This is a genomic window from Rhodococcus sp. K11/5, from assembly GCF_055193735.1.
In genome coordinates this window covers 1,257,040-1,269,036 of record NZ_CM143721.1, presented here as the reverse complement: position 1 = coordinate 1,269,036, position 11,997 = coordinate 1,257,040, and the positions used below count along the sequence as shown (strand labels likewise).

Below are 11,997 nucleotides of genomic sequence, written 5' to 3'. Positions count from 1 at the left end.
ACCCCACCGTCTGGACAATGGAGTGGTTGCGCCCGCGAAGGAGATCTCTCCACCGTGCGGGCGCGTGAGGAGACAACGTGACCGACGGACCACTCATCGTCCAGTCCGACAAGACCCTGCTGCTCGAGGTCGACCACGACATGGCCCCGCAGGCTCGCGCGGCCATCGCACCGTTCGCCGAACTCGAACGAGCGCCGGAGCACGTGCACACCTACCGCATCACCCCGCTCGCTCTGTGGAACGCCCGGGCCGCGGGACACGACGCGGAGCAGGTCGTCGACGCCCTGGTCAACTTCTCTCGCTACGCGGTTCCGCAACCACTGCTGGTGGACATCGTCGACACGATGGCCCGGTACGGCCGCCTGCAGTTGGTCAAGTCCCCGGTCCACGGACTCTCGTTGATCAGCCTCGATCGTGCGGTTCTCGAAGAGATCATGCGGCACAAGAAGATCGCCCCGATGCTCGGCGCGCGCGTCGACGACGACACCGTCCTGGTGCACCCCAGCGAGCGCGGTCGCCTCAAGCAGATGCTGCTCAAGGTCGGCTGGCCGGCCGAGGACCTCGCGGGGTACGTCGACGGCGAGGCTCATCCCATCGATCTCGACTTCTCGGGTGGCCACTGGGAACTGCGTGACTACCAGCAGATGGCGACCGACTCGTTCTGGGCCGGCGGGTCCGGCGTCGTCGTGCTGCCCTGCGGTGCGGGCAAGACCATGGTGGGCGCCGCGGCGATGGCGAAGGCGCAGGCGACGACCCTGATCCTCGTCACCAACACCGTCGCCGGGCGGCAGTGGAAGCGTGAGCTCATCGCCCGAACCTCGCTGACGGAGGAGGAGATCGGGGAGTACTCCGGCGAGCGCAAGGAGATCCGGCCGGTCACCATCGCCACCTACCAGGTGGTGACGCGCCGCACGAAGGGTGAGTACAAGCACCTCGAACTGTTCGACTCGCGGGACTGGGGCCTGGTGATCTACGACGAGGTCCACCTCCTCCCCGCACCCGTCTTCCGGATGACGGCGGACCTGCAGTCCCGTCGACGGTTGGGCCTGACCGCCACCCTGGTTCGCGAGGACGGACGCGAGGGGGACGTCTTCTCCCTCATCGGACCCAAGCGGTACGACGCGCCGTGGAAGGACATCGAGGCCCAGGGCTGGATCGCTCCGGCCGAGTGCATCGAGGTCAGGGTCACCCTGACCGACGCGGAGCGGATGTCCTACGCGGTGGCCGAACCGGAGGAGCGCTACAAGCTGTGCTCGACCGCGCACACCAAGATCGCGGTGGTGAAATCCATTCTGGCCAAGCACAAGGACGCGCCGACGCTGGTCATCGGGGCGTACCTCGATCAGCTGAACGAGCTGGGCGAGGCGTTGGACGCGCCGGTGATCCAGGGTTCGACCAAGAACAAGGAACGCGAGTTGCTGTTCGACGCGTTCCGCAAGGGCGAGATCCCGACGCTGGTGGTGAGCAAGGTCGCGAACTTCTCCATCGATCTCCCGGAAGCATCTGTGGCGGTACAGGTCTCGGGCACGTTCGGATCACGGCAGGAGGAGGCGCAGCGGCTCGGTCGACTGCTCCGGCCCAAGCACGACGGCGGACAGGCGCACTTCTACTCCGTGGTCTCGCGGGACACCCTCGACGCGGAATACGCCGCTCACCGGCAGCGGTTCCTCGCCGAGCAGGGGTACGCCTATCGCATCACCGACGCGGACGACTTGCTCGGTCCGGCGATCTGACAGCGGACGACTTGCTCGGTCCGGCCATCTGACAGCGGACGACGTGCTCGGTCCGGCGATCTGACACGTCCGATCGCGTGTGCAGCGCGTTGGCCGCTCTGCCAAACTGAGTACCGGACCGGGCGCGCAGGCTCCGGGCGAAACGATGAGGACGACGAGCGTGCGGCATTTCGAGTTTTCGGTGGACCGCGGTCACGCCAGAGCGGTGAACGAGACACTGAGCGACGTCCGTCGATTGCAGTGGTCGTCCGTGGTGTTCGCGGTTCTGCTGGCCGCCGGTGTCGCGTGGATGGTCTATCTGCATCACCCCTGGTCGTACATCCTGGCCGCGGTCCTCACGATCGCGGCGGCCACCGCGCTCTGGGTCGCGTTCTGGGTTCCCCGGAAGGTGGGGTCCATCGAGAGCCTGTACGCGCGCAGCGCGCTGGTCCCGGCGATGATCTCCGAGTTGCGGCCACGCGGCGCCACCCTGATGGCGTTGATCGACGTCGCGAAGCCCGAGGCGTCGGTCCCGCACTTCGCGCTCGTGGTGCGCGCCGTGCAGGACATCCCCGGCCACAAGTTCGTCGAGGGTGAGCGAGTGCCGTCGGTGGCCGTGCTCAACGACCGCAGCACCACCTCGATGTCCGAGACCTGGCAGATGGTCAGCCCGATGCCGATCGCGTGGGGAACCCGTGACCGCACGGTGATGCGTCGCGCGATCGAGAGCATCGACCCGGCCGAATGGACGGTGCTGCAGAGCTGCCTGTCGATGACCGCGGAAGTGCGCGCCTCCGACAACCTCCAGTTGATCCTCGACCCGGATGTGCTCCCCGTCGAACTCCTCCGCCGCGCGGTCGAGGACTGATCGTCGCCGCTACCCTTGGGCCATGAACTCGGGTACTGCCGCGAATCGCACGGTGCAGCGACTGCGCCCGTTCGCCTCCACCATCTTCGCCGAGATGACGGCGCTCGCGGCCGAACACGACGCGGTGAACCTCGGGCAGGGGTTCCCCGACACGGACGGGCCGCCGCGCATGCTCGAGATCGCGCAGGAGGCGATCGGCGCCGGTCTGAACCAGTACCCACCGGGGCAGGGTATGCCGGTCCTGCGCCGTGCCGTCGCCGGCGATCGTCGCCTCCGGTACGGCACCGATCTCGATCCGGACACCGAGGTCCTGGTGACGGTCGGCGCCACCGAGGCGGTCAGCGCCGCGATGCTGGGGCTGATCGAAGCGGGCGACGAGGTGCTGCTCATCGAGCCGTACTACGACTCCTACGCCGCGGCCGTGGCCCTCGCCGGGGCGCGGCGTCGCACCGTTCCCCTGGTGCGCGACGCCGGCCGATTCGCGCTCGACGTCGACGCACTGCGCGCGTCGGTCGGCCCACGGACGCGGATGATCGTGGTGAACTCCCCGCACAACCCCACCGGCACGGTGTTCACCCGAGCCGAGCTCGCCACCATCGCCGAGGTCGCGTGCGAGCGCGATCTGCTGGTGCTCACCGACGAGGTCTACGAACGGTTGGTGTTCGACGACGCCGTGCATGTTCCGCTGGCCACGTTCGACGGAATGGCCGAGCGCACCGTCACGGTGTCCAGTGCGGCGAAGACGTTCAACGCGACCGGGTGGAAGACCGGGTGGGCGTGCGGCCCGGCCGAGTTGATCTCGGCGGTGAAGTCCGCCAAGCAGTTCCTGACGTTCGTCGGCGGCGCACCGTTCCAACCGGCGGTGGCGCACGCCCTCGAGCACGAGGGAGCGTGGGTGGAAGAACTGCGACTGTCGTTGCAGCGCAAGCGCGACACGCTCTCGGCGGCGCTGACCGACGCCGGGGTGGAGGTCCAGCGCAGCGAGGGCACCTACTTCGTGTGTGCCGACATCGCCCCGCTCGGATACACCGAGGCGGACGAGTTCTGCCGGTCGCTCCCGGAACGAGTGGGGGTCGTCGCGGTCCCGGTCGACGCGTTCGTCGACGATCGCCGCGGGTGGAACACGTTGGTGCGGTTCGCATTCTGCAAGCAGGACGACGTGCTCGCGGAAGCCTCCTCGCGGCTCGCCGGGCTCTCGCGTCCCTCCGTGCCGTGAGCGTCGAGTCCGCTCGCGCGGGAACCATCTCGGTCGGCTTCGTCCGGACCGCCGTGACGCTGGCCGCCGAGACGGGCGTGGATCTGTCGGGGTGTCTGCGCGACGCGGGAATCGACGACCGGGTGCTGTTGCAGCCCGACGCTCGACTGACCGCCGATCAGGTGACGCGGCTGACGCGAGCGTTCTGGCAACTCACCGACGACGAACTGATGGGACTCGGATCGGCGCCGGTCGCTCGCGGTACGTTCCGCGCCATCAGCCTCACCCTCATCCACCGGCCGGACCTCGGCAGCGCCCTGGACCGGATGGCGGACGTCGGCCGGCTGTTCCCCGGCGTCCCCCGGGCGAGGGTGATGCGCGGCGGCGGCCGAGCGCGCCTCGAACTGGAACCGACGCGTCCGGTACTCGCCGACTCCCTGTCCACGGAGTCGGCCGACCGGGCCCAGCGGCTGCAGGTCGACTTTCTGCTCATCCTGTGGCACCGCTTCTCGGCGTGGCTGATCGGCCGGCGGGTGAAACTGCTGGCGGTGCAGATGCCGTACCCGGAACCGAGTCTGCCGCCCGCACGGACCTACGACGACATCTTCGGCACCCACGTCACCTTCGGATGCGAGGTAGCCGCGCTGGAGTTCGACGACGCCCTCATGATGTCGCCCCTCGTGCAGACCGAGGAGACCCTCGAGGCATACCTTCGAGAATCGCCCAATCTTCTGTTCTCCGAGCGTGATTACGGATCGAGCTCGGCGAGCGTCGTGCGCCGTGCGCTCGCCCTGGGCGCGAAGGGACGGGCGTCGACCACCGCGGACATCGCCACCATGCTCTCCATCAGCGTGCCCCACTTGCGGCGCCTTCTGCGGCAGGAGGGCACCTCGCTCGGCCGGCTCCGCGACGAGGTGCTGCGCGACGCCGCGATCGCCGGACTCGAACGCGGCGAGACCGCCGAAGAGCTCTCGGCCCGGCTGGGTTTCAGCGAGCCGAGCGCCTTTCGACGAGCGTTCAAACGATGGACCGGCCAGACCCCGGGCTCCTACCGGTCCGAGTGAGCCCGACGCGCGGCGAGCACGAAGTCCGACGCCTTCTCCCCGATGACCACCGACGGCGCGTGGGTGTGTCCACGCACGATGGTCGGCATCACCGACGCGTCGGCGACGCGAAGGTTCGACACACCGCGCACCCGTAGTTCCGGGTCCACCACCGACGCGTCGTCGGTGCCCATTCGGGCCGTTCCCACCGGGTGGTAGAGCGTGTGCGACATCGTTTCCAACGATTCGGTGAGAAGTTCGGCGGTACTCGCGCCGGCGGGCAGCACCGGACGAACCAGCTCGCCGAGCCGGGACTTCAGCGGTTCGGTCGTCGCGATGTCGGCGCAGTACTGCAGTCCCGCTATCATCGCGGCACGGTCCGCGCCGTCGGGATCGGAGAGGTAGCGCGGGTCGATGACCGGTTTGTCGAAGGGGTCGGCCGACGCCAGCGAGATCCGACCTCGGCTCTCCGGTTTGACCAGGATCGCCGCGACGATGGCGGCGTGCGAGTCGGCCGGGATCAGACCCTCGTCGAAGAACGGCGCGGGCGCGAACAGCAGTTCGATGTCCGGCAGATCGAGCGAGTCGCGACTGCGGACGAATCCGTACGCCTCGGCAACGTTCGAGGTGAGCATGCCGCGGCGCCGCGTGAGGTAGTTGATCAGCTCGGGGATCTTCTCGGCCGTGAAGAGAGTGTCCGACTTGACGCTGTAGCCCAGCGCCGACACCAGGTGGTCCATGAGGTTCTCGCCGACCTCGGGAGCGTGGTGCACCGTCTCGATGCCGTGCTCGGCGAGGTGCGCCGAATCCCCGACGCCCGAGAGCATGAGTAGTTGCGGGGTGTTGACGGCCCCGCCGGACAACACCACCTCGGCACTCGCGCGCGCGGTGTGCAGCTTTCCGCCGCGGCGGTACTCCACGCCCACGGCCGTGGTTCCGTCGAACACCACCCGCGTCGCCTGCGCCTCGGTGATCACCGTGAGGTTCGGTCGGTCCGCAGCCGGTTTCAGGTAGGCGTCGGCGGAGCTGAACCGGGCTCCGCGCTTCTGGTTCACCCGCGTCTCGGTCATGCCCTTGGGCGTCGGCAGATTCGCCCGCTCGGTCGACAACCCCAGCGCGGCCGCCGCTTCGAGATAGGCGGCGGTGATCTTGCGGGGGCTGCGCTGCTTGGACACGTGCAACGGGCCCGAGTCGCCCTCGTCGGATTCGGTTGCGTCCTCGACGTTCTCGATGCGCCGGAAGATCTCGACCACGCGGTCGAACGACCACTCCGGACCGGCAGCGGCCGCCCAGTCGTCGTAGTCCGCCGCGAAACCGCGCACCCACATCATGGCGTTGATCGACGACGAGCCACCGAGCATCTTTCCGCGCGGCCAGAAGATCTGTCGGCCACGGAGTTCGGGTTGCGGTTCGGTGGCGTAGTCCCAATCGAGTTCGGACCGGAACAGTTTCGAGAAGGCGGCCGGGATGTGGACGAACTTGTTCTTGTCCTCCGGACCGGCTTCGAGCAGCGTCACGGTGATCGACGGATCCGCACTGAGGCGGTTCGCGACGACGCATCCGGCCGATCCGGCTCCGACGACGACGTAGTCGGACGTGGTGGCGCTCATCCGCGCAGCGCCGAGACGAAGAGGGCGGGCAGAGAGCGCCAGGACGGCGCCGCGGCGAAGGCGGTGAGCAGGCGACCGGTCGTGGCGGCGGTGGTGTTGGTGACGAACCAGGGTGGTTTCGGGGTGAGCGTGAGTTCCCCACGCACCACCGAGCGCGGCGCGGGCCGGAACGGCCCGCGCACGACGGTGCGTTCCGTACGGTCGACCAGAAGCGCGTTGTGCACCACTCCGATCCCGCTCTGGACGTCGGACAGGGTGTGCCCGGGGTAGGCACCCCAGGTCGCCGCGGCCGTGAGGTACCCGACGGCGGTCCAGGCGTTGACCGCAACGGTTCCGTAGCGCAGGTTCTCGATCATCGCGTCGAGCGCGGAGCCGAGTTCTTTCGCGGTGTCCGGGTGCACGATCACATTGACGCCGAGTGTGCCGACGAAGTCCTCGTTCACCAAGGTGGTGGCCTCGGTGACGAATCGCGTTCCGGTGTGAGGTATCTCGACGACCCCCAGCACCGGGGCGAAGTACTCGGTCTCGAGCAACGTCGTGTAGTCGTCGGGATCGATCCGCGGCACCAGGATGCGACCGCCACCGGGACCGTGGCGCTCGGCACCGGTGTAGTGGTCGGTGGCGCTCGCGACGCGGGTGTCGCTGCCGGGGTAGTACGCCGGCCGGCCGGGGGCGGTGTCCAGCACGCGGCGCAGGGCGTCGAGGAAGCGATCCTTCTGCTTCCACTCCGAGGAGATGACCACGGCCTGGGACGCCACACAGTTGTAGCCGCCGTTGTGCAGACGCTGCGTCGCGACGTGCTCGGCCTGGAACTCGATGTCGGAATCGCTCCACTCACCGGGAATCACGATCACGGGCGAAACTCCACCCAGTTCGCTGGAGATCGGCTTGTCCAACTGCGGTGTGCCGGCGGCCTTCCGGGCCGCACCGTCGGGACCGGTACCGAACACGATGGCGTCGTGGGTGAGCGCGCTTCCGGTCATGTGGACGTGGGCGACGGCGCTGTGATGCACGAGGTACTCCCCCACATCGGCCCCGCCGGTGAGGATGCGCAGGACCCCGAGCTCGATCAGCGGCGCGAGGACTCGCGAGAGCACCGGCAGCATCGGATCCGTCACCGGGTTGAGCTTGAGGGCCACGACGCGGTTGTGAGCGAAGAGTTCGTAGAGCGCGTCGAGGGGCGCGATCGAGGTGATGTTGCCGGCGCCGAGGACGACGCCGATTCCGCCGGTCACCGTCGGCGCGCGCTGGGCGAGTCCGGCGGCCTGGCGGGCCTCGGCGACGGAGACGCCCGGCTCGAGCCAGATCTCGGCGGAGAAACCGCTGAGCAGAAGCGAATCGAAGATCGACATGGGAAGGACACGAATCGTCGTGCGGTCTCCCGGCGCCCGGCCGAACCGCGCGTCGGCGAGCGGGCTGCGCCCGGCGTCGAGTGCGCGCACCGTCGAGGCCAGAGTGGTTGCGGCCGTGATCACCGAATAGGGGCCGGACAACCATTCCTCACCGACCAAGGGCGACGACCGATCCAATCCCTTGACGGTGCAGGCCGCGTCGACCCAGGCTGCGGCGTGGTCGCGCACGAGGTCCCGGACGCGGTCCAGCACCGCGGCGCGCGCGGCGAGTCCGGTCGTGGCCCAGGTACGTTCGCCGTCCGCGAGGTCGGCCAGGGCGGTGTCGACGTCGGCGTGCGTCGTCGTCGGGTGCACACCGGAAGCGGTGGCGTCAGTAGTCATGACGCCATTGTCGCCCGCTCGCCCCACCGTGTCCCGAGAACGCGTGCCGCGACGTAACGGGAACATTCGAAGCGAACACGTGTTCGAACGATTCGGGTACGATCGAACCATGACCTACGCCCTCCAGGCGTCGCTGTTCGACGACGACGCGTCCGGTCCCCGTGTGGGATCCTTGGCCGGACTCCGTCGCACGTCGCTGTCGCACGGTGCGTGGATCGACGTCCTGCCCGGATGGATCAGCGGTTCCGACGAGGTCTTTCGCACACTGGTCGCGAACGTTCCCTGGCGATCCGAGCGTCGTCCGATGTACGACCGGGTGGTCGACGTCCCGCGGCTGGTGTCCTTCTTCCCCGACCCGTCCCGCCTGCCCGATCCTGTTCTGGCCCGCGCGAAGACGGCGCTGGACGATCACTACGGTCCGGAGCTCGGGGAGCCCTTCGCCACCGCGGGACTGTGCTTCTACCGGGACGGGCGCGACAGCGTCGCCTGGCACGGGGACGATCTGGGCCGCGGGGCCACCGAGGACACCCTGGTGGCGATCGTGTCGTTCGGCGCGGCCCGCCCGTTGATGTTGCGGCCGCGGGGCGGAGGCCCGTCGATCAGACGGACACTCGGCCACGGCGACCTCCTCGTGATGGGCGGATCGTGCCAGCGCACCTGGGAACACAGCATTCCCAAGTCCACCCGCGCCACGGGACCGCGGATCAGCGTGCAGTTCCGCCCGCCCGGCGTGCGCTGATCGCCTCGGCGAGGGTACGGACGACACCGGCCGTCTCGTCCCATCCCAGACATGCATCGGTGATCGAACGGCCGTAGGTCAACGCCGCGGGGCCCTCGTCGGTCAGATCCTGCCGACCCTCCACGAGGAAGCTCTCGGCCATCACCCCGACGATCCCGGCCTCGCCCGACGCGATGCGCCCGGCCAGGTCGGTCAGCACCCCTACCTGTCTGCGGTGGTCCTTCGCGCTGTTGCCGTGGCTGGCGTCGACCACCACCCGGCGCGGCGCACCGCTGCGTTCGGCGCGATCGAGACAGTCGGCCACGGAACCGGCGTCGTAGTTGGGACCGCGCGCTCCCCCGCGGAGGATGACGTGCGCGTCGAGGTTGCCCGCGGTCCGCACGAGCGCGAGGCGGCCGTCGTCGTCGACTCCGGGGAAGACATGGGGGCTCGACGCCGATCGCACGGCGTCCACCGCGATCTGCACGTCGCCGTCGGTCGCATTCTTGATCCCCACGGGCATGCCGAGCCCGCTCACCAACTGTCGGTGGACCTGACTCGCGGCGGTCCGCGCGCCGATCGCGCCGTAGGTCACGACGTCGGAGAGGTGTCCCGCGGTCATCGGGTCGAGGAATTCGGTGGCGGTCGGCACCCCGAGGTCGGCGATGTCGACCAGCAGGCGGCGCGCGGCACGCAGTCCGGCGTCCAGATCGTGCGAACCGTCGAGGTGCGGATCGCTGAGCAGACCCTTCCACCCGATCGTGGTGCGCGGCTTCTCGAAGTAGACGCGCATGACGAGCTGCACTCGGTCGCCGGCCTCGTCCGCCAGAGCGCGCAGGCGGCGCGCGTAGTCGAGTGCGGCGACCCGGTCATGGACCGAGCAGGGGCCGACGACGACGGCCAGCCTGTCGTCGTGTCCGGCCAGGATGCGGCGCAGCTGGTCTCGGCCGTCGGTCACCGTCTCGGAAGCAACGGCGGACACCGGGAACGCGGCCCGGAGTTCCCGTGGCGACACGAGGACGTCGGCGTCGGCCGCGTCGGATCGGGCGGAGTTGGCGAGTGAAAGCGTCACGTCAGGGATTCCTCGGTCTGGGATGGACCGGCAGTTCCGACGTCCGCATTCCACGCGAGCCGGTTCTGCCGGCTCGTCGGGTGGGGTGGGTCAGCGCATGATTCCGCTGACCGGACCACCGAGGGCCGGTCTGCCGAACCAAAAATACGTGCGCTGCATACGTCCACAGTAGCGCACCGCCTCGCGAGCCGATGTGGGACCATCGGGCGGCGCATCGTGCGGGCGACCCGCTCGCAGGACGAGCGCGGTGGCGTGTGGAGACTTCGATGGACAATGCGGGCACCCGAGCGGCCGACTCGGCGCAGCACAATCCGGCCTTCGAGAAAGCCGCTCGCGCAGGGCATCTCGTCAGCGGGATTCTTCATCTGTTGATCGCCTACATCACGATGCGCATCGCGTTCGGTGAAGGCGGCGACGCCGATCAGTCGGGCGCACTCGCCGAAGTGGCGGCGCGGCCCGGAGGTCCCGTCGCACTGTGGATCGCGGTCGTTGCCTTTCTCGCCCTCGCCCTGTGGCGGCTGGTCGAGGCGGTAGTGGGCAAGAAGCGTGACCACGACGGGGGCAGCGTGCTGGACCGCCTGAAGGCCGTTGCCCTCGCCGGGGTGTATCTGGCGTTCGCGTGGTCGGCGTTCCGGTTCGCTCGCGGCGCCGGTGAGTCCAGCGGCGAGCAGAACGCCGGGATGACCGCGGATCTCATGACGTCCACCGCCGGTCGCATCGTGGTTCTGGCGGCTGCCGCGATCATCGTCGGGGTCGGCGCCTACCACGTCTACAAGGGTGCGTCGAAGAACTTCCTCGACGACCTCGCGGGCGGTCGGTCCGCCACGGTCGAGAAGGTCGGCATCGCCGGATACGTGGCCAAGGGTCTGGCACTGGCGGGCGCCGGTGTCCTGGTCGGCGCGGCCGTCTTCACGTCCGACCCTGCGAAGGCGACCGGGCTCGACGCCGCGATCAAGACCCTGGGGACCCAGCCGTACGGGCGCATCCTGCTCGTTCTCGCCGCCGTGGGCATCGGGCTGTACGGCATCTACGCCTTCGTGCTCGCGCGCTTCGCGAAGATGTGAGTCCTCCGCCGGGCTCGGGTGGCACCCGGTCCGACCAGATCAGTTGTGCACAATTGAATTGTGGGCTACCGTTCAACGCGTGAGCAACCCACTGCGCCTCGATCACCAGGTGTGCTTCGCGCTGTACTCGGCCTCGCGGGCGACGACGGCGGTCTATCGCCCTCTGCTCGACCGGCTCGGTATCACCTATCCGCAGTACCTGGTGATGCTCGCGCTGTGGGAGACCGACGGCATGACGGTCAAGGATCTCGGCGCTCGGCTCGAACTCGACTCCGGAACCCTCTCACCGCTCCTGAAGCGGCTCGAGGGCCTCGGCCTTCTCGCGCGAATCAGATCCGCCGTGGACGAGCGTCGCGTCGAGGTCTCGCTCACCGAGCGAGGACGCGAGCTTCGGGAATCGGCCCTCACCATTCCCGAATGCATCTACGAGGCAACCGATCTCACGGACGACGAGGCGCTCACACTGCTACGACTGCTCCATCGCGCCACCGCATCGCTCCGGGACGTGGCCCGGGCGAGTTGAGCATCACTTCCATCGACGACGAAAGGTCACCGACATGAAGACCCTCTACACCGCAGAAGCACTCGCCACCGGCGACGGCCGCAACGGACACGGCAAGACCACCGACGGCACGATCGACGTGAACCTCGCCGCACCCGCCGAGCTCGGCGGCTCGGGCGACGGCACCAACCCCGAGCAGCTCTTCGCCGTCGGGTACGCCGCGTGCTTCCACTCCGCCCTGCGCATGGTCGCCGGCAGGGAGAAGGCCGACGTGAACGACTCGTCCGTGGGCGCCAAGGTCGCCATCGGCCCCAACGACGCCGGTGGCTTCGAGCTCGCCGTCGTCCTCGAGGTGACGCTGCCGAACCTCGACCACGAGACGGCGCAGGCCCTCGCGGACAAGGCCCACGAGGTCTGCCCCTACAGCAACGCCACCCGCGGCAACATCGACGTGCAGATCACCGTCAGCGACGACTGATC

11 protein-coding genes are annotated in these 11,997 nt (G+C 68.9%); 8 read left to right on the top strand and 3 right to left on the bottom strand.

Going from position 1 to position 11,997, the window contains the following annotated elements:
• Positions 1 to 77 precede the first annotated feature (77 nt).
• The 4 genes from ACY466_RS06165 (at position 78) to ACY466_RS06150 (ending at position 4,839) form a co-directional block, all read left to right on the top strand.
• Positions 78 to 1,733 carry a DNA repair helicase XPB gene (locus tag ACY466_RS06165; RefSeq protein ID WP_463250706.1) on the top strand — a complete coding sequence of 552 codons (1,656 nt, stop codon included), beginning with the start codon at positions 78 to 80 and terminating at the stop codon, positions 1,731 to 1,733.
• 160 nt (positions 1,734 to 1,893) lie between these two features.
• Complete coding sequence (locus ACY466_RS06160; RefSeq protein ID WP_463250704.1) at positions 1,894 to 2,580, top strand: DUF3239 domain-containing protein; 687 nt, start codon at positions 1,894 to 1,896, stop codon at positions 2,578 to 2,580.
• A gap of 22 nt (positions 2,581 to 2,602) precedes the next feature.
• Complete coding sequence (locus ACY466_RS06155) at positions 2,603 to 3,796, top strand: pyridoxal phosphate-dependent aminotransferase (RefSeq protein ID WP_463250703.1); 1,194 nt, start codon at positions 2,603 to 2,605, stop codon at positions 3,794 to 3,796.
• Positions 3,793 to 4,839, top strand: a complete 1,047-nt coding sequence (locus tag ACY466_RS06150; protein WP_463250701.1) for an AraC family transcriptional regulator — start codon at positions 3,793 to 3,795, stop codon at positions 4,837 to 4,839. The genes ACY466_RS06155 and ACY466_RS06150 overlap by 4 nt, the downstream gene beginning before the upstream one ends.
• On the opposite strand, the gene ACY466_RS06145 is transcribed toward ACY466_RS06150, so the two are convergent.
• Complete coding sequence (locus ACY466_RS06145) at positions 4,824 to 6,428, bottom strand: GMC family oxidoreductase (RefSeq protein ID WP_463250699.1); 1,605 nt, start codon at positions 6,426 to 6,428, stop codon at positions 4,824 to 4,826. The genes ACY466_RS06150 and ACY466_RS06145 overlap by 16 nt on opposite strands.
• On the bottom strand, positions 6,425 to 8,161 hold the full coding sequence (locus ACY466_RS06140) for an aldehyde dehydrogenase family protein (RefSeq protein ID WP_463250697.1): 1,737 nt from the start codon (positions 8,159 to 8,161) through the stop codon (positions 6,425 to 6,427). The genes ACY466_RS06145 and ACY466_RS06140 overlap by 4 nt, the downstream gene beginning before the upstream one ends.
• Before the next feature lie 109 nt (positions 8,162 to 8,270).
• On the opposite strand from ACY466_RS06140, the gene ACY466_RS06135 reads away from it, so the two are divergent.
• Complete coding sequence (locus ACY466_RS06135; protein WP_463250695.1) at positions 8,271 to 8,900, top strand: alpha-ketoglutarate-dependent dioxygenase AlkB; 630 nt, start codon at positions 8,271 to 8,273, stop codon at positions 8,898 to 8,900.
• Here the strand turns inward: ACY466_RS06135 and ACY466_RS06130 are convergent.
• Positions 8,866 to 9,951 (bottom strand): 3-deoxy-7-phosphoheptulonate synthase, encoded by a 1,086-nt coding sequence (locus ACY466_RS06130; RefSeq protein ID WP_463250693.1) that lies wholly within the window; start codon positions 9,949 to 9,951, stop codon positions 8,866 to 8,868. The two genes, ACY466_RS06135 and ACY466_RS06130, sit on opposite strands and share 35 nt — an antisense overlap.
• A 266-nt stretch (positions 9,952 to 10,217) precedes the next feature.
• Between ACY466_RS06130 and ACY466_RS06125 the strand changes: the two genes are divergently transcribed.
• From ACY466_RS06125 to ACY466_RS06115, 3 genes are all read left to right on the top strand, one after another.
• A complete protein-coding gene (locus tag ACY466_RS06125) occupies positions 10,218 to 11,015 on the top strand; it encodes a DUF1206 domain-containing protein (protein WP_463250691.1) in 798 nt (265 codons plus the stop codon).
• A gap of 79 nt (positions 11,016 to 11,094) precedes the next feature.
• A complete protein-coding gene (locus ACY466_RS06120; RefSeq protein ID WP_463250689.1) occupies positions 11,095 to 11,538 on the top strand; it encodes a MarR family winged helix-turn-helix transcriptional regulator in 444 nt (147 codons plus the stop codon).
• Between the two features lie 34 nt (positions 11,539 to 11,572).
• Positions 11,573 to 11,995, top strand: a complete 423-nt coding sequence (locus ACY466_RS06115) for an organic hydroperoxide resistance protein (RefSeq protein ID WP_463250687.1) — start codon at positions 11,573 to 11,575, stop codon at positions 11,993 to 11,995.
• Positions 11,996 to 11,997 lie beyond the last annotated feature (2 nt).